Annotated in this window: 17 protein-coding genes and 3 rRNA genes; 19 read left to right on the forward strand and 1 reads right to left on the reverse strand. The window is 46.6% G+C overall.

What is annotated here, in order from left to right:
• The first annotated feature begins 13 nt into the window (after positions 1 to 13).
• The 8 genes from MKY44_RS03190 (at position 14) to MKY44_RS03225 (ending at position 10,643) form a co-directional block, all read left to right on the forward strand.
• Positions 14 to 910 carry an ATP-binding cassette domain-containing protein gene (locus tag MKY44_RS03190; protein WP_341006003.1) on the forward strand — a complete coding sequence of 299 codons (897 nt, stop codon included), beginning with the start codon at positions 14 to 16 and terminating at the stop codon, positions 908 to 910.
• A gap of 20 nt (positions 911 to 930) precedes the next feature.
• Positions 931 to 1,833, forward strand: coding sequence for an ABC transporter ATP-binding protein (locus MKY44_RS03195; RefSeq protein WP_341009772.1), 903 nt, complete (start codon positions 931 to 933; stop codon positions 1,831 to 1,833).
• Positions 1,826 to 3,121, forward strand: a complete 1,296-nt coding sequence (locus MKY44_RS03200; RefSeq protein ID WP_341006004.1) for an ABC transporter permease — start codon at positions 1,826 to 1,828, stop codon at positions 3,119 to 3,121. Before MKY44_RS03195 ends, MKY44_RS03200 begins: the two co-directional genes overlap by 8 nt.
• 148 nt (positions 3,122 to 3,269) lie before the next feature.
• Positions 3,270 to 4,490 carry a TraB/GumN family protein gene (locus tag MKY44_RS03205; RefSeq protein ID WP_036613154.1) on the forward strand — a complete coding sequence of 407 codons (1,221 nt, stop codon included), beginning with the start codon at positions 3,270 to 3,272 and terminating at the stop codon, positions 4,488 to 4,490.
• Positions 4,491 to 5,027: 537 nt separating this feature from the next.
• Positions 5,028 to 6,580, forward strand: a 16S ribosomal RNA gene (locus MKY44_RS03210).
• Positions 6,581 to 6,889: 309 nt separating this feature from the next.
• Positions 6,890 to 9,815: ribosomal RNA gene (locus MKY44_RS03215) — 23S ribosomal RNA — on the forward strand.
• Between the two features lie 81 nt (positions 9,816 to 9,896).
• Positions 9,897 to 10,013: ribosomal RNA gene (gene rrf, locus MKY44_RS03220) — 5S ribosomal RNA — on the forward strand.
• Together the 16S, 23S and 5S rRNA genes form the textbook arrangement of a ribosomal RNA operon.
• A 276-nt stretch (positions 10,014 to 10,289) precedes the next feature.
• Entirely contained in the window at positions 10,290 to 10,643 is a 354-nt protein-coding gene (locus MKY44_RS03225; protein ID WP_341006005.1) for a FlxA-like family protein, read from the forward strand.
• Between the two features lie 160 nt (positions 10,644 to 10,803).
• Here the strand turns inward: MKY44_RS03225 and MKY44_RS03230 are convergent, their stop codons facing one another.
• A complete protein-coding gene (locus MKY44_RS03230; RefSeq protein ID WP_341006006.1) occupies positions 10,804 to 12,159 on the reverse strand; it encodes an MATE family efflux transporter in 1,356 nt (451 codons plus the stop codon).
• Positions 12,160 to 12,321: 162 nt separating this feature from the next.
• Here MKY44_RS03230 and MKY44_RS03235 point away from each other — a divergent pair, with 162 nt between their 5' ends.
• The 11 genes from MKY44_RS03235 to MKY44_RS03285 all read left to right on the forward strand — a co-directional run bounded on the left by MKY44_RS03235 (position 12,322) and on the right by MKY44_RS03285 (position 22,936).
• The gene (locus MKY44_RS03235) at positions 12,322 to 13,056 is read left to right on the forward strand and encodes a class I SAM-dependent methyltransferase (RefSeq protein ID WP_341006007.1); all 735 of its coding nucleotides are present in this window, start codon (positions 12,322 to 12,324) and stop codon (positions 13,054 to 13,056) included.
• A gap of 230 nt (positions 13,057 to 13,286) precedes the next feature.
• Positions 13,287 to 13,865: an RNA polymerase sigma factor gene (locus MKY44_RS03240; RefSeq protein WP_341006008.1), complete on the forward strand. Its 579-nt coding sequence runs from the start codon at positions 13,287 to 13,289 to the stop codon at positions 13,863 to 13,865.
• The gene (locus MKY44_RS03245) at positions 13,862 to 15,139 is read left to right on the forward strand and encodes a hypothetical protein (RefSeq protein ID WP_341006009.1); all 1,278 of its coding nucleotides are present in this window, start codon (positions 13,862 to 13,864) and stop codon (positions 15,137 to 15,139) included. Before MKY44_RS03240 ends, MKY44_RS03245 begins: the two co-directional genes overlap by 4 nt.
• Positions 15,140 to 15,196: 57 nt before the next feature.
• Positions 15,197 to 15,655: a DUF523 domain-containing protein gene (locus MKY44_RS03250; protein ID WP_341006010.1), complete on the forward strand. Its 459-nt coding sequence runs from the start codon at positions 15,197 to 15,199 to the stop codon at positions 15,653 to 15,655.
• A 194-nt stretch (positions 15,656 to 15,849) separates the two neighbouring features.
• Positions 15,850 to 17,595: a methyl-accepting chemotaxis protein gene (locus tag MKY44_RS03255; protein WP_341006011.1), complete on the forward strand. Its 1,746-nt coding sequence runs from the start codon at positions 15,850 to 15,852 to the stop codon at positions 17,593 to 17,595.
• Between the two features lie 210 nt (positions 17,596 to 17,805).
• Positions 17,806 to 18,483 (forward strand): NAD(P)H-dependent oxidoreductase, encoded by a 678-nt coding sequence (locus MKY44_RS03260; protein WP_074093362.1) that lies wholly within the window; start codon positions 17,806 to 17,808, stop codon positions 18,481 to 18,483.
• A 182-nt stretch (positions 18,484 to 18,665) separates the two neighbouring features.
• Complete coding sequence (locus tag MKY44_RS03265) at positions 18,666 to 19,088, forward strand: MarR family winged helix-turn-helix transcriptional regulator (protein WP_074093363.1); 423 nt, start codon at positions 18,666 to 18,668, stop codon at positions 19,086 to 19,088.
• A 168-nt stretch (positions 19,089 to 19,256) separates the two neighbouring features.
• Positions 19,257 to 19,838 (forward strand): NAD(P)H-dependent oxidoreductase, encoded by a 582-nt coding sequence (locus MKY44_RS03270; protein ID WP_341006012.1) that lies wholly within the window; start codon positions 19,257 to 19,259, stop codon positions 19,836 to 19,838.
• A gap of 114 nt (positions 19,839 to 19,952) precedes the next feature.
• Positions 19,953 to 20,264, forward strand: a complete 312-nt coding sequence (locus MKY44_RS03275; RefSeq protein WP_036668255.1) for an ArsR/SmtB family transcription factor — start codon at positions 19,953 to 19,955, stop codon at positions 20,262 to 20,264.
• Between the two features lie 159 nt (positions 20,265 to 20,423).
• Entirely contained in the window at positions 20,424 to 21,458 is a 1,035-nt protein-coding gene (locus tag MKY44_RS03280; RefSeq protein WP_017690813.1) for an LLM class flavin-dependent oxidoreductase, read from the forward strand.
• Positions 21,459 to 21,775: 317 nt separating this feature from the next.
• Positions 21,776 to 22,936, forward strand: coding sequence for an AI-2E family transporter (locus tag MKY44_RS03285; protein WP_036614215.1), 1,161 nt, complete (start codon positions 21,776 to 21,778; stop codon positions 22,934 to 22,936).
• The last annotated feature ends 149 nt before the right edge of the window (positions 22,937 to 23,085 follow it).

A 23,085-nucleotide genomic window follows, 5' to 3' on the forward strand; every position in this document is an offset into this window, starting at 1 on the left:
GAGTGATGCATACATGGAACCTATAGCAATCCAGTTGAACGGCGTATCCAAAATGCGAAAACGCAGAGTTATTGGCCCGATTGATCTTTCCATCCCGGAAGGGTATGTAGTCGCTATTCTCGGTCATAACGGTTCAGGTAAAAGTACACTTCTTAACATGCTGCAGCAAGTAGTGCTGCCAGATGCCGGACAGATTATATGGTTTGGGAAGGAACATGAGGGGCCGCTCCCCGTTGAACTGAGACAACAGATCGGTTTTGTGGCTGACAACGCTGGTTCGGAAGAGAACCGGATAACAGCACAGGAAGCAGCCCATTTTCGGTCCTACTGGTACCCGCGTTGGGATATGAAGTTGTTCGACCAACTGATTCACGATATGGAAGTCCCTGTTGATGTGAAGCTGAACAAGATGTCCAAGGGAGAGCGGCGAAAGTTTGAGATTGCAGCTGCAATTGCAGCTCGCCCAAGATTATTACTTTTGGATGAGCCTTCATCAGGACTGGACCCCTTTGCCTGGAAAGTGATGGTTGAGCAGTTCCGTACCTTCATGGCTGGGGGAGACACCACGATTCTGATAGCCACACATATTGCGGATGAAGTCAAAAGGCTTGCGGATTACATCGTATTGATGCACCGAGGTCAGTCGCTGGGGATGGCCGAGAAAGATATGGTGCTCGATCAGTGGAAGGAAGTCTGGTATGAAGGAGACTTAAGGCCAGAGAGTATCCCCGGTGTTGTGGAATCTTCTTTGGAAGAGGGAAGTCTGGTTCGCGTAATTACAACCCGGGTCAGCGAAGCGCAGGAGAGGCTGGAGCTGTCCAATAACCGGGTATTGAAAATCCGTAACTTGGAATTGGATGAAGTGCTGGCATTCTGGATTGCCGGGTATGCACCCGTACAGTGGAAATAACCGAAGGGAGACGATAAATGATGAACCGATTGGAATTGAAGCAAGTCGTCAAGCAATATGCAGACAAAACAGCCGTTAATGGAGTCACGCTCAATGTAAAAGAGGGGGAGATTTACGGACTGCTCGGAGCCAATGGTGCAGGTAAAACAACAACAATGCGTATGGTGCTTGGACTGATTCACCCTGACGGAGGGAATATCCTGTACAACGGCAAGCCCTATAATACGGAGCTGCAACAGATTATGGGTTATCTTCCGGAAGAGCGCGGATTGTACCCGAAGGTGAAAGTCAGCGAACAGATTAATTACCTGGCACGACTTCGTGGCATGAATGGTAAGGACGCAGATCAGAGTCTCAAGTACTGGCTGAATCGGTTTGAGGTACCTGAGTATTACGATAAGAAGATCGAGGAGTTATCCAAAGGTAATCAGCAGAAAATGGGCTTTATCGCGGCTGTAGTGCATAGACCGCAGATTCTCATTCTGGATGAAGCGTTCAGTGGACTGGATCCTGTGAACGTGGAATTGCTCAAGTCCACCGTCAAGGAATTGCGTGACGAAGGCACGGCCATTCTGTTCTCAACACACCGTATGGAGCACGTTGAAGAGTTGTGTCGTCAGATCACCATTCTGCATCGTTCCAACACGGTGGTACAAGGAGAGATCAAGGAGATCAAGAGCCGGTATCCGCGTGAACAGGTATTCCTGGGTACGATTGGTAGTGTGGAAGGACTCGAACAGTTGTCTGGTGTGAAGAAAGTCGAGCGGAATGAGCGTGGTTACCTGATACATATTAGTCAGGTGGAAGCGGCTCAAGAGATTCTGAGAGCAGCCATGACTCAGACGACAGTGGAACACTTTGAACTGAAGGAACCAACGCTTAACCAAATCTTTATTCGTGAGGTAGGTGAGTCGAATGAATAAAATGGGAACGATTACGGGTTTTACATTCAAAAACAAAGTTAAAACGAAATCATTCATGGTGACGACCATTGTACTTGCACTTTTAATTTCAATCGGACTCAATGTCCCGTATTTCATTACCTTATTTAATGGGGGTTCCATTGGCGGAGTTTCAAGCAGTAATCCTGTAAATATCGGTCTTCTGAGTACAGGGCAGCCTGAAGTTTCGGAGAAACTGGAGAGCTTCTCTGCGGCTCAAGGAGATCAGGCCTATCGATTCATTGCCAGTGGTGACAAAGATGAGGCTGCTCTTGCGGCGGATGCGGAAGCAGGGCTTACCGATGGTTATCTGAAGTTTGAAGCTGTTTCCGGGCAAGAGTTCCCGCAGCCCATTCTATATTCAGCAGATGACGTATCACCTCAGATCATTGCATCCATTGAAGCAGCGTTGCAGAGTGTGAAGCTGGATGTGGTTGTGAAGGATGTACTCACAGCGGAGCAGAAGGAACTGATTACAACACCTGTGAAGCTCACTGAGCAAAGTTTGAGTACAGATGAGAGCGGAGCAGGCACTGAGTCTGAAGGTGCAATGAGCCCGATTAACTATATTGTGGTGTACTTGCTAATCATCCTGCTGTTTACCTCAACGATGATGACAGGTAACATGATTGCCTCCGAGATCACAGCTGAGAAGAGCTCACGTATTATGGAGATTCTGATTACGAGTGTATCACCGCTCAGTCAGATGTTTGGTAAAATCATCGGAATTTTCATGGTGGGGATGCTGCAAATTGGGATCTTCGGAGCGGTGGTTGCCGGAAATATCTTGCTGCCGCATAACCGTGCAGTATTAGGTGATTTCAATATGAGTTTGAGTGATGTGAATAGTGCAGTTATTGTGTACGGACTCATATTCTACATTCTGGGTTACTTCCTGTATGCCGTGTTGTTCGCTGCCATTGGTTCAATGGTAAGCCGTACTGAAGAACTCGGTCAGGCTGTTCTGCCGATTACGATGTTGTCGCTTGTTTCCTTCTATATTGCGATCTTCAGTATTTCTACGCCGAACATTCTCTTGTTGAAAATCGCAAGCTTCATTCCATTCACGTCGCCGACCGCGATTCTGGTTCGAATCGGCGCAGGAGTTGCGCCAACTTGGGAGATTCTAACGTCCTTAGCGATTCTCATTGTATCCATTATCATCTTCGGATGGCTTGCAGCCAAAATCTATCGCACAGGTGTGCTGATGTACGGTAAACGCCCAACCTTTAAGGAATTGTTTAAAGCCATGAAGGCATATAAGATCTAGGTTGAGTGTTTGAAAGAGGAGGAGGAGGGAGAAAGTGCTGCTCCGTTTTGGAGTGGCACCAATTCCCACCTTTATCCGTAGTATCTAAGGATGTCTATTCTATTAAAACCGTATTGGCAACTATATTCCTTAAAGGAGAATACATAATATGAAGAATTGGAAACGCATGCTCTTATCTCTTACCATCTCGGTAGGTTTGCTCGCATCTGCAGTGCCAGCTATGGCTGCTCCACAAGGAACTTCCGTCAAGGTTAATGACCAAGCTGTGAAATATGCTACAGGAGCGCCGATCCTGGAGAAAGGTACAACATTGGTTCCACTGCGGACTACGCTGGATGCTATGGACGTGAAGCTAACAACTGCGACAGATGATACGATTACGGCTGTAGTAGATGGCAAAACGATTACACTCAAAAGCAAGCTTACACGTATCAACGGTGTAACGTATGCGCCAATCCGCATCGTCGGTGATGCTGCGGGTTATGAAGTTCGCTGGGATGCTGCAACGCGCACCGTGCTGTTGGTATCCAAAGGGGGAGCAACTGAAACTGCGCAAACCGGTGGACGTGGTTTCATGTGGGAAGTTGAAAGTAATGGCAACACGGTCTATCTGGTAGGGTCCATGCATATTGCGGATGAGAGCTTCTATCCATTGCGTCCGGAGTTTGAAGAAGCCTTTGCGGAAGCCGACTATCTCGGGGTAGAGATTGATATTAGCAAAGCCGCTGATGAAGAGCAGCAAAAGCTGGTTCTGAGTCTGGGTTCGTATCAGGATGGTACAACACTGAAAGATCACATCTCCAGTGAAACGTATACTAAGCTGGGTGATGTATTGAAGAAAAATGGTCTGGAGTCTAACGCTTTGGATGCATTTAAGCCTTGGGTAGTAGAGAGTACACTTGCAAGTTTGAAGTCTACAACTGCAGGATACGAAGCGTCCGCAGGAGTGGATCTGTATTTCATCCAGAAAGCGATCGAGCGCAAACTTCCAGTTATTGAGTTAGAGAGTTATCAATCTCAACTTGGTATGTTTAACGACTTTTCCAAAGAAACACAAGAGGAAACACTGAAAGCGACAATCGAAAACTTCGACGTGTTGGATAACAGTGTGAAAGAAATGGCTGAGATGTGGAAAACGGGTAATGACGAGCAACTGCTTGAACTGACAAACAGCTTCTCCACTAACGAGGAATATAACAAAGCAATGCTGGTTGATCGTAACATTGGTATGGCGGACAAAATCGATGGTTACTTGAAAAACGGCAAAGGTGAGGAGTATTTCATTGTTGTTGGTGCGGCACACTACTTGGGCGATCACGGCATCGTGAAACTGCTTGAGGATAAAGGATATAAAGTAGAACGTAAATAAATATAGATTACTATAGAAGGTAACCCTTTCGTCTCGAATATAAGAGTTGAGAGGGTTACCTTCTTATATATAGAAGAAAGACAGATTTAATAAAGAAGATCAAGCTGCAGGATAATACAATTGAACCTAAGAGTTCATTGTAGATTGCAGGTCCTCAATATGGTTAGATCGTGGATTTGATATGTTTTGAAATTAACTCTTTACAAGTGTATGTTCTACATGGTATATTCTATTTCCGGCCAAAAAAACACGAAATATACGGTGCGGCAAGCGAATGAAATAAGCTTCGAAAGAAACTTAAAAAAAGAGCTTGCAAAGTTGGTTCGGACATGATATTATATAAGAGTTGCTGAAGAGAACAACATTCGGTAACGAAACAAGTTTGATCTTTGAAAACTGAACAACGAGTGAGTAAACATTCTGCTTGCAGAATGAACGCAAAAGTTTGAGACGAGCCTTGGCTTGGATCGGCTGGAGCACAAATGAGATTTTTAATCTCGTCAGATTCAAAATGAGCTTATCGCTCTTTTCAATACTTTATTGGAGAGTTTGATCCTGGCTCAGGACGAACGCTGGCGGCATGCCTAATACATGCAAGTCGAGCGGAGTTGATAGGAAGCTTGCTTCCTTGATACTTAGCGGCGGACGGGTGAGTAACACGTAGGCAACCTGCCCTCAAGTTTGGGACAACTACCGGAAACGGTAGCTAATACCGAATAGTTGTTTTCTTCGCCTGAAGGAAACTGGAAAGACGGAGCAATCTGTCACTTGGGGATGGGCCTGCGGCGCATTAGCTAGTTGGTGAGGTAACGGCTCACCAAGGCGACGATGCGTAGCCGACCTGAGAGGGTGATCGGCCACACTGGGACTGAGACACGGCCCAGACTCCTACGGGAGGCAGCAGTAGGGAATCTTCCGCAATGGGCGAAAGCCTGACGGAGCAATGCCGCGTGAGTGATGAAGGTTTTCGGATCGTAAAGCTCTGTTGCCAGGGAAGAACGCTTGGGAGAGTAACTGCTCTCAAGGTGACGGTACCTGAGAAGAAAGCCCCGGCTAACTACGTGCCAGCAGCCGCGGTAATACGTAGGGGGCAAGCGTTGTCCGGAATTATTGGGCGTAAAGCGCGCGCAGGCGGTCATTTAAGTCTGGTGTTTAATCCCGGGGCTCAACCCCGGATCGCACTGGAAACTGGGTGACTTGAGTGCAGAAGAGGAGAGTGGAATTCCACGTGTAGCGGTGAAATGCGTAGATATGTGGAGGAACACCAGTGGCGAAGGCGACTCTCTGGGCTGTAACTGACGCTGAGGCGCGAAAGCGTGGGGAGCAAACAGGATTAGATACCCTGGTAGTCCACGCCGTAAACGATGAGTGCTAGGTGTTAGGGGTTTCGATACCCTTGGTGCCGAAGTTAACACATTAAGCACTCCGCCTGGGGAGTACGGTCGCAAGACTGAAACTCAAAGGAATTGACGGGGACCCGCACAAGCAGTGGAGTATGTGGTTTAATTCGAAGCAACGCGAAGAACCTTACCAGGTCTTGACATCCCTCTGATCGATGCAGAGATGTATCTTTCCTTCGGGACAGAGGAGACAGGTGGTGCATGGTTGTCGTCAGCTCGTGTCGTGAGATGTTGGGTTAAGTCCCGCAACGAGCGCAACCCTTATATTTAGTTGCCAGCATTTCGGATGGGCACTCTAGATAGACTGCCGGTGACAAACCGGAGGAAGGTGGGGATGACGTCAAATCATCATGCCCCTTATGACCTGGGCTACACACGTACTACAATGGCCGGTACAACGGGCTGCGAAATCGCGAGATGGAGCCAATCCCAACAAAGCCGGTCTCAGTTCGGATTGCAGGCTGCAACTCGCCTGCATGAAGTCGGAATTGCTAGTAATCGCGGATCAGCATGCCGCGGTGAATACGTTCCCGGGTCTTGTACACACCGCCCGTCACACCACGAGAGTTTATAACACCCGAAGTCGGTGGGGTAACCGCAAGGAGCCAGCCGCCGAAGGTGGGATAGATGATTGGGGTGAAGTCGTAACAAGGTAGCCGTATCGGAAGGTGCGGCTGGATCACCTCCTTTCTATGGAGAATCGTTTCCTGCAACGGAAACATTCAAATACGCAGCTTAGCTGCAAAAACACTCACTCGTTGCTCAGTTTTGAGAGCTCAAACTCTCAAACAGCTTGCTTTTGCATGGAGCTTGTTCTTTGAAAACTAGATATCGAAACGAAACAAACGCGAATTAGAACATTCCTTTTTAGCTGAACTTGTGTTAAACAAGTTTCAATAAAAACGGTAGATTGCTGGAGCGAGTGATCGAAATGGAGCGACTTTTGGATTTGGACGTAGTCCAAACCAAGCGGAGCGACAGCTCGAACACGAGCGCAATGGTTAAGCTACTAAGAGCACACGGAGGATGCCTAGGCGCTAGGAGCCGATGAAGGACGTGGCGAACAACGAAACTGCCTCGGGGAGCTGTAAGCAAGCTTTGATCCGGGGGTGTCCGAATGGGGAAACCCAGCTGGGGTAATTTCCAGTTACTCACAACTGAATACATAGGTTGTGCAGAGGCATACCAGGGGAACTGAAACATCTAAGTACCCTGAGGAAGAGAAAACAATAGTGATTCCGTCAGTAGCGGCGAGCGAACGCGGAGAAGCCCAAACCAGAGAGCTTGCTCTTTGGGGTTGTGGGACGTCTCACATGGAGTTACAAAGGAACCGGTTAAGCGAAGAGGTCTGGAAAGGCCCGCCAAAGAAGGTAAAAGCCCTGTAGTTGAAAGTCTGTTCCCTCCGAGACGGATCCCGAGTAGTGCGGGGCACGTGAAACCCCGTATGAATCCGGCAGGACCATCTGCCAAGGCTAAATACTTCCTAGCGACCGATAGTGAAGCAGTACCGTGAGGGAAAGGTGAAAAGCACCCCGGAAGGGGAGTGAAATAGAACCTGAAACCGTGTGCTTACAAAAAGTCAGAGCCCGTTTTAGGGGTGATGGCGTGCCTTTTGTAGAATGAACCGGCGAGTTACGTTCCCGTGCAAGGTTAAGGTGAAGAGCCGGAGCCGCAGCGAAAGCGAGTCTGAATAGGGCGATGTAGTACGTGGACGTAGACCCGAAACCGGGTGATCTACCCCTGTCCAGGGTGAAGGTGCGGTAACACGCACTGGAGGCCCGAACCCACGCATGTTGAAAAATGCGGGGATGAGGTGGGGGTAGCGGAGAAATTCCAATCGAACTCGGAGATAGCTGGTTCTCCCCGAAATAGCTTTAGGGCTAGCCTCGGAAAACAGAGTCGTGGAGGTAGAGCACTGATTGGGTGCGGGGCCCGCAAGGGTTACCAAGCTCAGTCAAACTCCGAATGCCATAGACTTACTTCCGGGAGTCAGACAGTGAGTGCTAAGATCCATTGTCAAAAGGGAAACAGCCCAGACCATCAGCTAAGGTCCCCAAGTGTGTGTTAAGTGGGAAAGGATGTGGAGTTGCACAGACAACCAGGATGTTGGCTTAGAAGCAGCCACCATTGAAAGAGTGCGTAATAGCTCACTGGTCGAGTGACTCTGCGCCGAAAATGTAACGGGGCTAAACACACCACCGAAGCTATGGCTTGATGCTTTGCATCAGGGGTAGGGGAGCGTTGTATAAGGGTTGAAGGTGTACCGTAAGGAGCGCTGGACATTATACAAGTGAGAATGCCGGTATGAGTAACGAAAAGATCAGTGAGAATCTGATCCGCCGAAAGCCTAAGGGTTCCTGAGGAAGGCTCGTCCGCTCAGGGTAAGTCGGGACCTAAGGCGAGGCCGAAAGGCGTAGTCGAAGGACAACAGGTCGAAATTCCTGTACCACCGTAAGCCGTTATGAGCAATGGGGGGACGCAGTAGGGTAGTGACGCGGACTGATGGATGTCCGTCTAAGCAGTGAGGCTGATGTGTAGGCAAATCCGCACATCGTAAGGCTGAGCTGTGATGGGGAGCGAAAATTATAGTAGCGAAGGTCATGATCTCACACTGCCAAGAAAAGCCTCTAGCCAGGTGATGGTGCCCGTACCGCAAACCGACACAGGTAGGCGAGAAGAGTATTCTAAGGCGCGCGGAAGAACTCTCGTTAAGGAACTCGGCAAAATGACCCCGTAACTTCGGGAGAAGGGGTGCCCCGGTAGTGTGAATAGCACGAGGGGGCCGCAGTGAAAAGGCCCAAGCGACTGTTTAGCAAAAACACAGGTCTGTGCGAAGCCGTAAGGCGAAGTATACGGGCTGACGCCTGCCCGGTGCTGGAAGGTTAAGGGGAGTGGTTAGGAGCAATCCGAAGCTGTGAACCGAAGCCCCAGTAAACGGCGGCCGTAACTATAACGGTCCTAAGGTAGCGAAATTCCTTGTCAGGTAAATTCTGACCCGCACGAATGGCGTAACGACTTGGGCGCTGTCTCAACGAGAGATCCGGTGAAATTTTAATACCTGTGAAGATGCAGGTTACCCGCGACAAGACGGAAAGACCCCATGGAGCTTTACTGCAGCTTGATATTGAATTTGGGTACGATCTGTACAGGATAGGTGGGAGCCTTTGAAGCATGAGCGCCAGCTTGTGTGGAGGCAACGTTGGGATACCACCCTGATCGTATCTAGGTTCTAACCTGGTACCGTAATCCGGTGCGGGGACAGTGTCAGGTGGGCAGTTTGACTGGGGCGGTCGCCTCCTAAAGAGTAACGGAGGCGCCCAAAGGTTCCCTCAGAATGGTTGGAAATCATTCGAAGAGTGCAAAGGCATAAGGGAGCTTGACTGCGAGACCTACAAGTCGAGCAGGGACGAAAGTCGGGCTTAGTGATCCGGTGGTACCGCATGGAAGGGCCATCGCTCAACGGATAAAAGCTACCCTGGGGATAACAGGCTTATCTCCCCCAAGAGTCCACATCGACGGGGAGGTTTGGCACCTCGATGTCGGCTCATCGCATCCTGGGGCTGAAGTAGGTCCCAAGGGTTGGGCTGTTCGCCCATTAAAGCGGTACGCGAGCTGGGTTCAGAACGTCGTGAGACAGTTCGGTCCCTATCTGTCGTGGGCGTAGGAAATTTGAGAGGAGCTGTCCTTAGTACGAGAGGACCGGGATGGACGTACCGCTGGTGTACCAGTTGTTCCGCCAGGAGCACCGCTGGGTAGCTATGTACGGACGGGATAAACGCTGAAAGCATCTAAGCGTGAAGCCCCCCTCAAGATGAGATTTCCCAGTATGTAAGACCCCTTGAAGACGACGAGGTAGATAGGCTGGGGGTGGAAGTGCAGCAATGCATGGAGCTGACCAGTACTAATCGGTCGAGGGCTTATCCAAATAGCAAGTGATAATTCGCATGTTTCGTTTCGAATCTAGTTTTCAGAGAACAACACTCTGAAATGTAAGCTAAGCTATGCGTTTGGTGGCGATGGCGGAGGGGTTCCACACGTACCCATCCCGAACACGACCGTTAAGCCCTCTAGCGCCGATGGTACTTGGACCGCAGGGTCCTGGGAGAGTAGGACGCCGCCAAGCAACAGGAAGACACACTTGATGATATCGAGTGTGTCTTTTTTTGTTACTTTTTTCTGCGGAGAAACAAACTAATTATATAGATAAGACAGCATCAATATTTCATTAATATGAAGACTTTCAGAATTAATAATTGGACTACGGAGTAATGCTGATATACATACTTCCAGATGATCAACTTCTGAATCTTAGCTCGTTCAGCAACCTTTCAGTTGAATTTAACGTACGTTTCAGTGGGATAGGGTATAGTGAAGCCAAGTAAAGAGGAGGAGAACCATAATGAATATATCTTCTACAGCCAGCTCCACTACATCATACATATCGACATCTTCGAGTTCGGACAATTCAAGTAGCTTGGAGAAACAAAAGACGAAGCTCGAAGCACAACTGGAGAAAGTACAATCCAGCAAGGACGATGAGAAGACGAAGGAGACAAAGACCAAACAGCTTGAACAGCAAATCAAGCAGATTGAGTCACAGATTGCACAGCAAAGCTCTCAAGGAGCCGGTACAACTGCTACGAAGGAGGCTCCACCTGCCCAACCACCATCCAATGGAATGGGCGTAGCTACCCCTAAGGAGATTGCAAACGCAACGACAGACAGCAATGGTCGATTTGATATACGCATCTAATTTACATCTAAATTTAGGATAAAACAAAGCCCTGAGCGATCTATATTGATCGTGCAGGGCTTTTGTTTATTTGTCTGTTAGATTATTTATGAGGTCTACCTACATTCTATTACGTTCCATTGATTTTCTATCTGTTGCCGTAATTATCTGGTAACTACCGTTACTCAGACTGCAACGCGTTTATTCGATCCGTAAGGGATCGTTTTCTATAGTACACGGCTATGGTTGCAAGAACCAGCATTTCGGACAGTGGTACGGCAAGCCACACACCCGTGACACCAAAGAATGAAGGGAGTATCGCAATCAACGCAATCATGATGATCATTTCACGCGCAGCTGTAATCCAGATGGCCATTTTTGCATTACCTACAGATTGGAAATAGGTGCTCATGACAAAGTTAACACCCATAAAGACATAGGCAAATGTAAATATACGTAATCCGTAAACGGCATTATCCGTTACGCCACTACTGAAGTTTCCAAAAATTTGTACGAAATAAGGTGCACCGATCTGAACAACAACCAGTAACAATAGACCGCATGCCAGAGCTGTTTTAGTGGCTAAACGTATCGTTTGTTGTACCCGTTTTATCTGATTGGCACCGTGATAATAGCTGATCAGAGGTTGGGCAGCAGACGCCAGACCCAGGAACGCTAACAGTACCACACCATGAATATAGTTCAACACGGTAAAGGATGCTACACCATCCGTGCCCGCAATGCGGTCCATCGAGATGTTATGGGAGACAGAGAAGACCGACATGCCAAGTTCAGCCAGAAAGCTGGGGAAACCAATGAGTAGAAGGGAAGCCAGCAGTTTGTTGTTCCATTTGAACCGGGTGAACGTGAGATTATTTGTTTTTTTGAAAAAATGAGTGAACAGGACAAGCAGCGCCAGAGATGCCGATATGATTGTACCGATGGCTACACCGCGTACACCCCATTCGAGTACATACAATGTTATATAATTGATGATGATATTGGCTACAGCAAACGTAATCTGAGCGTACATGGATGTGTTGGGATTCCCATCGTTTCGTACAAAGATAGAGAGTGCATTCTCAATGGTGAAAACGAACCCGAACAATAACATGATATTCATATAGTCCGAAGCAAACGGGAAGGTCTCGGCGTTTGCACCGAGGGAGTATACCAGCTTGTCTTTGAATGTAAATGCAACATATCCAATGGCTACCGTAACTATCATAATCAGCATAATGGATTTGGTGAAAATTTGTTTGGCTGATGTGATATCTTTTCTACCCATAGCGTTGGAGTACAAGGTCGCCCCGCCCATACCAATCCACAGTGACATGGCAACAAATAGTGTGTAGACAGGTGAGGCAATGCCGATTCCGGCCATCGCGGTAGAACCCAGTTTGTGTCCAACCATAATGCCGTCGATAATAAAATTAAAAGCAACTACCAGCATCCCTAATACAGAAGGCACGAGGTAACTTATAAAAGCTTTACCTACAGATTGCCCTTCCAATGGATGCGTCCAATTCGTATTCATAATGACCTCCGTTAGTAAACTGAATGTTCATTCTGTATTTAATAATACTGAACGTTCGTTCTGTATGATAACACGGCATGAATTCTCTTGGCAACTTTTACGTTTAAATATCGTTTATGTGATAGAGTAGGTGGATATTTATAAGGCGGGAGGAATCTCTTGATGAAACAAAATAAATACGATGAAGCTGAATTTTTCGACAACTATAGTAAGATGGCTCGTTCCGTTCAAGGGCTGGATGCAGCCGGGGAGTGGCATGAATTGCAGACTCTTTTGCCTGATTTGAAGGACAAGCGTGTGCTGGATTTGGGATGTGGTTTTGGGTGGCACTGCCGGTATGCACGAGAGCAACAAGCGAGTTCAGTGATCGGTGTAGATCTGTCTGAAAATATGCTTCAGCGTGCTCGTGAAATGACGGACGACCCGCAGATCCAGTACAAGCAGCTGGCGATTGAAGATATTGATTTTGCACCGGGACAATTCGACGTTGTGATCAGTTCACTGGCTTTGCATTATATTGAACGGTTAGAAACGGTGTACGCTAAGATCAATGATTGTCTCGTAGAAGGGGGCACATTTGTACTATCTTCCGAACATCCCATCTTCACCGCTCGCGCTGCCCAGGATTGGTATTACGGACCCACAGGTGAGATTCTGCACTGGCCCGTGGATGATTACCACGATGAAGGCAAGCGTGTGGCGAACTTTCTGAATCAGGATGTAGTCAAATACCATCGCACACTGGCAACGCATCTCAATGAACTGATTAAGGCAGGGTTTGCTATTCAAAAGGTGGCTGAATCCAACCCATCACCAGAGATGATTGAACAGGTTCCAGGCATGAGAGACGAGAAGCGGAGACCGATGTTTCTGATGATTGCTGCTGTGAAAGTATAACGATGAAAATGATATGTTAGACCAGAGGGCAGAAAGAAACTGTGGAAGTGGAGCGTTCGCCTAAAAGCTCTCTGATAGAGATTACTAACTAAGTAAACTTGAAGGAATCAGTGTGTTCAGCGATGTTGAACACGCTGTTTTTTTATTTTGCTACAATAATAAGAAATAATGTCCAAAACAGGGAACCAAACCACAGTAGACTCAGTCATATTAAGTGAGGTGAACAACAGTTGGATGATCAATTACTGGCACAGGCTCAGACCATAGACAATTACACACTTAGCAGCATAATGGATGACTACGGAAATGACGTGTGGAATTACGCTTATTTTCTGACAAAAAGTGCCGAACAGGCAGATGAATTGTCTCAGGAGGTATTTATTCGAGCGTACTCGGGGATCGCTCATTATCGTGGAGATTGCTCACTGAAAACATGGCTGTTGACGATTACTAGAAACACGACTTTTACATATCGAAAATCCAGATTCTTTCGTAGCAGTCTGTGGGGAGAGACGTTACCCATTGAGACAGAGCGTGGGGGTTCGGGCCAAAGAGTCATGATTGCAGAGCAGCCTGCACATCCTTCGGCCGAGATGGAAGTGATGCGTAAGGAGCATATCCATGAAATCTGGGATATTGTTCTGGCGTTGCCAAAGAAGTTCCGGGAGATTCTTTTGCTGAATCTGAAATATGAGCTTACGACGAGTGAGATTGCTGAGATGTTGAAAATCAGCTCAGGCACAGTAAAATCCAGACTATCCCGAGGTAAGGATAAGGTACGGAAACAATGGGAGGAGCGAAGCAAATGAGACACAAGGATGAGCAATGGGAGAAGGAAATCCGGAAGGAACCGTTTGCGTCGTCTCCTTTTACAGAGGATCACAAGCGAAAGGTGCTTCAACAGGTGGAGTGGATGAAGAAGTCGGAAGAGGGGAGCAAGGGAGATGGGCCAGAGAGCAGATCTAGGTTGTCCAGGCCGCAAGTAGGCAACGTATCACACAAGCGTCGCCTTAGAAGAGGGCCTCTTGTTGCCGGCACGGGTGCGGTGGTTATTGCTGCTGGATTGTTCCTATGGATCTGGGATGATGGACAGCTGGTAAAACCCGTGATCGAGCAGGTCTATCCGACAGCAGCGTTACAGTTATCCGATGATCTGAACACGAATCTGCTAACCGACAAAATGAAAAGAAGTGTTGCGACTACGATGCGAGATGATCTGGGCAGACAGCTAAAGATTACGAAAGTGGAAGACCTGCCTGTGTCCGGCAGAATATATGTAGAGGCTGGAAATGAAAGCGAGAAGGAGTATGCGCAGATATGGCTCGATGCAACAACAGGAAATCTGCGTGAGGTAGGAATGAGACGTGAGATGCAGCCAAGCGAGCTGGAACACCGTTATCTGCGTCAAGTTCCATCGCTTTTGCAAAGTATAGGCAGCACTCCAACGCTTAAACCTGCATCAGTCCAACGTTTTGTGAGTATGAAGCAAGGGGAATCGGAGCCAATATCGCATACGACATTAGCGTTAGAGAATGAGACTGGCGATGGTTATGGGGAGATTGTATGGCAACAGGACAAGGCTGTCTCAATCACAGGCGACCTTAGACCTGATCAAATATCCCAGATAGCGCTGGCGGATGCCAGAAATGCGATTGAGGCTCTGTCTGGTAAAGCCAATCTTGATCTGGTAAGAGCAAGCCGAAGCAAAGATGATGAACTCGGCAAGGATACAGTCTCCTTTTCCTTTAAAGATAACTACTTTGTACAGATGACCGAAGGAAAAGCGGGCCTGGGCTATACCGTAGGGGACGCTAATTATTATGAGCAACAAGAAATAGGCAACATCGAAGAGATGGAGGCTTATCATGAGAAATTATACAATATTGATGAGTCTCTTCTTAGAGAAAAAGTGGGACCAATAGTAAAAAAGATATTTAACATTGATTTTGACGCCTATAAACTTCGCAGAAATGCCGAGCAATTGGGAATCGTCACATTTGAATTGGAGTCGAGCACCGATGTTTTTCAGGTTGAATACAGGGAAGATGGACGGATCAAGATGATCACCAGAGGCGAGTTATAGGCCTGATCTTATATGTTACAATTTACTTCATAGATGAATGAGTATAAGGAGATAACGATGAAATATTTGGTGAGTTCATGTCTGGCGGGGGTAGCTTGCCGTTACAATGGAACAGCGAGTCTGGATGAGAAGATTCAGGAGCTGGTGGAGCAGGAGCAGGCTAAGATGGTATGTCCGGAGCTGCTTGGCGGATTCTCCACTCCACGGGAACCGGCTGAAATTATCGGTGGCACGGGCAAGGACGTACTGGCAGGCACTGCAAAAGTGATCGAGAAAAGTGGCAAGGACGTCACAGAACTGTATATCAAGGGAGCCTATCAGACGCTGGAATGGGCGCGAGAATTGAATGTATCGTGTGTGGTACTGAAGGAGTTTAGTCCGTCCTGTGGTACAAAGATGATCTATGATGGGAATTTTGCCAATCACAAGGTAACTGGAGAAGGTGTCACCTCAGCATTGCTGAGACAAGAAGGATATACCGTCATTTCTGAAAATGAATGGATGGAGCAACTATAGGTCGCACAGATATCGTTAAATATTCACAGAAAGGCCGCTGGATTATATCCTGGCGGCTTTTCTGTTGTCTCCCATTACTTTTCTCATTAAAAGAATAAAGACGATTTTCCTGAAACGCTAACAAACAGTATGTATACATACGATATAGATATAAGATATATAAGGCTATCAACTACATAAGCGGGGGAATAATCATGTCAATTCAGTCTAAGCCAAAATATAAGAAAGGAAATAAAATCAAAAATATAAAATTAACAACAACGATGGTCATCATGACTGTAATTAGTCTAATCGGCTTGTTTACTGTCTTTCTGATTGGGATTTTCGGAATGAACGAAGCAAAAATGGGACAAGGTATCCTCTACAATGACCGCTTCCAGCATCAAACCAATGTTCTTGAATTGAAAAGTAATTTCTATAATATGCGCGCCAATTATACAAAGGTTCTTGATAATGCAGAGTATACCGACAAACAGTACGATCAGGTTCAGAAAGGTAAGAAGAGTATCACGGATGGCTTGAATGAATTTTCAGCAAGAACATTGGATAACAAAGAAAAAGAGATATTTGCAGATTTGGCAGCAAAGATGGATACATATTATCAGGATATTGAGCAAATCATGGATACCAAAAAGATGTCGGGCACCTACGATAGTGAAGAGAGAGGAAGAATTAACAAAAGCAGTACAGCGATTGTGGAGACGATCACCCTTTTGAGTGCGCATAACGAAGAAGAGTCAGCCAAGCTCTATGCGGATACACAGGAAGTAATTCAGCAGCGAGCATTGGTGCTCGGTTCGGTTCTTTTGTTTTCACTTGCAGCACTCATTCTTATTTCATTTGTAGTGATTCGCAGTATACGTCAACGAATGAAAGCTATCACCCGTTATTGTGAAGAAATAACACAAGGCAACTTAACGGCATCCTTAGATCCGCATCTAACACAGGGAAATAATGAGATAAGTGTCATCGCACGAGCTATTCGTACAATGAGCGATTCCACAACAAATGTCATTCGTGGTGTAGTTCAGGAATCTCATCATATCAACCAGGTTAGCGATCTTACCAACCAGAACATGGCTGGTCTGAATGAACGGATTCGTGAAGTATCAGCTACAGTTGAAGAGCTCTCTGCTGCAATGGAAGAGGCTTCAGCCCATACGGAAAATATGAATCATTCGGCTGCTGAGATGCAACAGGGAGCTGAATATATATCGGAACAGACATCTAAACAAGCAGAGTCCGCCTATGTGACCAGCACAAAGGCTGAAAAGTTGAAGCAGGAAGCCCGCGAATCGAGCCGAGCAGCCATAGACATGTATGATCATACGAGTAAGAAGATGTCAGAAGCGCTGGAGCGTGCAACAGCTGTAGATCAGATTGGTATATTATCTCAGTCTATTTTGGATGTTACAGCGCAGACTAATCTGCTTGCACTCAATGCATCCATTGAAGCTGCAAGGGCTGGAGAAGCAGGCAGGGGTTTTGCGGTTGTAGCAAGCGAGATTCGAAAGTTGGCTGATGATTCCAGACAGGCTGCCGATCAAATTCAGCAGGTCACGGAAGAAGTTATGCAGTCTGTAACCAATCTATCCTCGAATGCCAAAGAGTTGCTATCCTTTATGTTCAATCAGGTTGGCAAAGATTATAAATTATTAGAGGATACAGCTGAACAGTATTATGTCGATTCCCTTGATCATGCCAATGCCGTTAAAGATCTCAATGCAACCTCACAACAAGTGACTGCGAATATCAAAATACTAGTGGGCTCCATTCACGAGATTGCATCAGCCAGTGAACAATCAGCCGCATCCAGTCAGGAAATCGCAGGACACATGGTCGCCTCTGCTGCGCAATCTGTGGAAGTAGTTAAACAATCTGATCAAGTGAAAGATAGTGCATTAAATCTGAATAAGCTGGTTCAAGATTTCAAGATTTAAAAGGAAAAGAGTTATAGATAATCCACTAGGCCATGTAAGTGCCCAGTGGATTATTGCTGTCTTTCGTCCAATACTTACTTTTATAAACCAAGAAACAATAATGTGCGTACTTTTAATTTATGCGCATAGGTCCTAAACTAATACTTGAGATGAAACCACTTAAACATTATTGTTCAACATAAAAAAATATATAAAAGGACGTGGAGCTCCATGGAAGTTACAGCAAAGTCAAAGACAAAGGAAGACATCTTAAAGGCGTATCATTTCCGGCATGCAACAAAGATATTTGATGATACCCGCAAAATCTCGGATGAGGATTTCCAGTTTATATTGGAGACAGGCAGATTATCTCCAAGTTCCATTGGTCTTGAACCGTGGAAGTTTCTGATTGTACAAAATCCGAACCTGCGTAAGCGTCTGTCCGAAGTCTCTTCCGGCGCTCAAAAGCAATTGGCTACAGCAAGCCATTTTGTTGTTATTTTGGCCCGGTCAGATGCCAGTTATAATTCTCCCTATGCGGAGTACATGCTGAAGGAAACAAAGGGAATGCCAGATAACGTATTTGAGCTAACAAGTGAGGCTTATGGAAAGTTCCAAAATAACCAGAAGATTCTGGATAATCCACGATCATTATTTGACTGGGCATCTAAACAAACTTATATTGCACTCGGCAACATGATGACGGCGGCAGCTCAGATCGAGATTGATTCTTGTCCAATCGAAGGTTTCAGCCGTGAGGGCGTCCACCGTATTATGGAAGAAGAGGGCTTGCTCGAAAATGGCGCATGGGGCGTCTCTATGATGGTAGCCTTCGGTTATCGGGCAGAGGAGCCCCAGCGTGAGAAGTCCCGACAATCCGTTGAGAAAATCACGCAATGGATTAACTGAATTCAGCATGAATCCAACATGAATTCAAAAACGATTAGCTAAGATCTAACATTATAGATCAGGATTAAAGTAGAATCGAAACAGCCCGATATTTTCCACATGTTAGCAGGATGGAAAGGGCTGTTTTTCTTTTTTATAAAAAAGAACTTGAAAATACATAGATGTCTATGTATAATGAGGTCATGCCTAAATATAACGCAATTGCACTGATTGCAAGAATCAGAGACCATGTCAATAAACGGATTGTACACGAATTGGAACAGCATGAGGTAACAGGGATTGTACCTTCTCATGGAGATGTATTAATGTTCTTGTACCGGGAAGAGACGTTGTCGATCAAGATGTTGGCTGAACGTATTCAACGCACGCAACCAACGGTAACGGTACTGGTCAACAAGCTAGAGAAGCTTGGCTATGTTGAACGTAGCAAGAGTGCCGAAGATAGCCGAGTGACGATGATTCGCCTAACCGAACAGGGGAAGCGACTCGAACCGATCTTCCATCAGGTATCAGAGCAGATTAATGACATCATCTATAGTGGCCTGTCCGATGAACAGTCGGAGCAATTGGAGAGCTTGTTATCCATTATTGTCCGAAAGTTATAATGAATGAACTCTTCTGTCTGCAACCCTTCCAGATTTGACTGGGATGGAGGCAGAGGAGCCCAAATATTTTTTTACCCATATACATAGATATCTATGTATATGGGAACGTATCAATATAACCCCATTTTCGCAACCTAACTCAAACCAAAACCTGGAGGGATTATCACTATGAAACATCTTATCGTATATGCTCACCCGCACACAGACAGCTTGAATAACGCAATCCTCAATACTGCTGTAGAAGCTCTCGAAGCTCAAGGCCATGAAGTGGTCGTTCGTGACTTGTACAAGCTTGGATTCCAACCCGTATTGACCGAAGCTGACACAGCTTCCATGCGTGCAGGACAGACACCACAGGATATCGCTACAGAGCAACGTTTTGTTACAGATGCAGAAGTTATCACATTCATCTATCCGATCTGGTGGACAGGACTTCCTGCCATTATGAAAGGATATGTTGACCGTGTATTCGCCTATGGTTTTGCGTATGCAGCAGGTGAAGCGGGAATCGAGAAATTGCTGACAGGAAAAAAAGGCCTCATCATCAACACACATGGTACACCAAGTGAAATTTATGATCAGATTGGCATGACTGCTGGACTGAAATTAACTTCAGACGTAGGTATCTTCGATTTTGTAGGTATCGAAGCCGTAGATCATCTGCTCTTCGGTAGTATTGGATACCTGGATGCACCCGCATATCAAGCCATGTTGGATCAGGTTAAACAGACGATTACAACCAATTTCTAATATGGATGTTGAATCCAGATACGGATTCCATATGATACCAGACCGACTCGATCATGAGTCGGTTTGTTTGTTCATGTGTTTGCAAAATGGATGAAAGGGGGTATAATCGTACCCATGGAACCTATACTTATATTCAAAGCATTATCGAACGAGACACGTAGACAAATCCTGTTGTGGCTCAAAAACCCGGAACAACACTTCCCACCGCTGGAACTATCTCAGCATCCGGATGGTGGCAAGAACGGAATCTGTGTCGGCACGATTCAAGTGAAGGCTGGACTGGCTCAGTCGGTTATCTCCAGTTATCTGCTGACCATGCTCAAGGCAGGCTTGCTGCTCTCCGAGCGAAGAGGACAATGGACGTATTATCGGCGCAACGAAGAGACAATCCGTCAGTTTGCCGAGTACGTGCAGAACGAGTTATAAGCCGGATGCCGGAACGGAAGCTAGGATGCATATGCAGGCAGGGATTCCGTCCGGATGCAAACGGCTAGTTTATCATCACATTACCATATCCAGTTGCGATTTAATTAATCTATATATCTGGATATACAAAAATATATTCATCGAGGAGATTAAACGATAATGACTACAGAAAATACGGCTTCATCCCATAAAGAACATATTAATGACGTTAAGCTTTCCATCCTGGATCTGGCTCCCGTCGTTGTAGGTGCAACACCCGCTGATGCGCTGCGCAACAGTCTCGATCTGGCACAGCATGCTGAGCGTTGGGGATATCACCGTTACTGGGTAGCTGAACATCACAACATGCCGGGTATTGCTTCATCCGCAACTTCGGTTGTTATTGGATATCTGGCTGGTGGAACCAAAACGATTCGTCTGGGTTCAGGGGGCATCATGTTGCCCAACCATGCACCGCTTGTTATCGCTGAGCAGTTCGGTACATTAGAGTCCCTGTATCCTGGCAGAATTGATCTGGGACTGGGTCGTGCACCCGGCAGTGACCGCCGTACATCGCTGGCGCTGCGTAAAGATCTGAACAGCGGGGAAGATTTCCCGGAGCTTTTGGCAGAACTTAGAGCCTACTTTGATGCTTCGGCGACTTCTTATCACGCGCCTGTTCGCGCAGTACCAGGAGAAGGACTGAACATTCCGATTTACCTCTTGGGGTCCAGTGATTTCAGTGCACGTCTGGCAGGTCAGCTGGGATTGCCGTTTGCTTTTGCCAGCCACTTCTCGCCCGATTACACCCGTATTGCACTGGAGACGTATCGAAACAACTTCCAACCATCTGAAAGCTTGAAGGAGCCGCATGTGATTGTTGGTGTTAACGCTGTTGTTGCGGATACAGACGAGGAAGCCGCATGGCTGGGTACAACGATGCAACAGCAGTTCCTGAACATTATTCGCGGCACAACGGGATTGGTACAGCCCCCGGCAGAGATGGAAGGCAAATGGACGGACCGTGAGAAAGCTGGTGTTGAGCAGACGCTGAAGGCAGCTGTTAATGGTTCACCAGAAACCGTACGTGGACAGTTGGAATCCTTCATTCGGCAGACGCAGGCAGATGAGCTGATTATTACGTCGATGATCTATGATCATAAGGCACGTCTGCATTCCTATGAGTTAATCGCACAATTGGCGGGAAAAGCTTAATCTTCATTTTTCAGCGTAAAAGCTGGCTTAATGGTAGGGTATAGCTATAAATTTACGGTTCGTCTCTCAGTGAGGCGAGCCGTTTTTGAATAGGGAGAATTTGCAAATGATTGGTGTGGGGCAGAAGACTCATTTTGGGGTAAAATGACTTTACCGGTTTAATTTGAAACGGTTAATCAGCACCATACGTATAAATCCAGAGTGTTATACATATGTTGGCTTGTACAAGGTATTTTATTTTTTTCAGATGCAAGGGGCATTTATCTAGCTTAATAGTTTAGTTTTGATTAAGGGTCATAAGAGAGGACGACACGCCTATGGAGCAACCTGAGCAACCCCGCGTTTGGCCGGAGCGGTTCAAGCGATTTTTTCTTAACAACAAGTTTGTGCTATTTCTGCTGATTCTGCTGTTGGTGGGACTGAACGTGATGGTTCTGACCAAAGTATCCTTTGTTCTTCATCCGCTCGCAGTACTCATCAAAACCATTGTGTTACCTATTATTCTGTCAGGCATACTCTACTATCTGCTGAATCCGATTGTGGATGTGATGGAAAGATGGAAAATCAAGCGTGGCTGGTCCATTCTGATCCTGTATCTTGCAATTGGAGGCATTCTGACGGTCGTTGTGCTGGCAGTCATTCCAGTTGTGCGTAACCAGATTGTAGGACTAATTGAAAACTTTCCAACGTACAGTGAGACGGTAAAACAGCAGTTTGAGGAGCTTACGGGCAGTAAATTGTTCGGTCAGTTCCAGGAGACGGTGAATCTGAATTCGCAGGACTGGTGGGGAACAATCTCCCAAAAGGCTACTGAAATTCTGAACTCGACCTGGACCAAATTGGGCGGATTCCTCGGAGCTTTCACGGAGACCGTGCTGTCCATCGTAACGGTTCCGTTCATTCTGTTCTATTTGCTGAAAGACGGCAAGAAGCTGCCAGCTAAAATTCTGTCTTTCCTGCCGATCAAGAGCCGTACAGGTGCAATGCATGTGCTGGAAGACATCAATCACCAGATCAGTTCATTCATTCGTGGACAGATTATCGTCAGCTTCTGCATCGGTATTCTGCTCTACATCGGTTATATGGTCATTGGCCTGGATTATGCACTGATTCTTGCAATTATCGCATCGTTCACGAGTGTTGTTCCGTATCTGGGACCAGCAATTGCAATTACACCTGCGTTGATCGTGGCCCTGGTTACTTCGCCAGTGATGCTGCTGAAGATGGTTGCCGTATGGACAATCGTGCAGTTAATCGAGGGTAAATTCATCTCACCACAGATCATGGGCAAAACGCTGAAGATTCATCCCATCACGATTATCTTTGTCATTCTGACTTCGGGTAATCTGTTTGGAGTCGTGGGCATTCTGCTCGCTGTTCCAGGATACGCGGTGCTGAAAGTATGTGTATCACATATCTTCAACTGGTTTAAGGACAGATCCGGCCTGTACGACCCGAACAAGAACAATCTTTTATAACCGAAGTGGCAAGCTTCAATAGATAGTTAATCAGAAGATTTAGTCACTTTGTATCCTGTATAAAACGGTACCCTTACCAAGAAGAACCCCCGTCCATCGGCATATAGTCGAGAGGCGGGGGTTCTTCTGCATGAACAGGCTTGGCTGCT

Origin of the sequence: Paenibacillus sp. FSL R7-0026, from assembly GCF_038004485.1 — a bacterium.
Lineage (GTDB): Bacteria > Bacillota > Bacilli > Paenibacillales > Paenibacillaceae > Paenibacillus > Paenibacillus xylanexedens_A.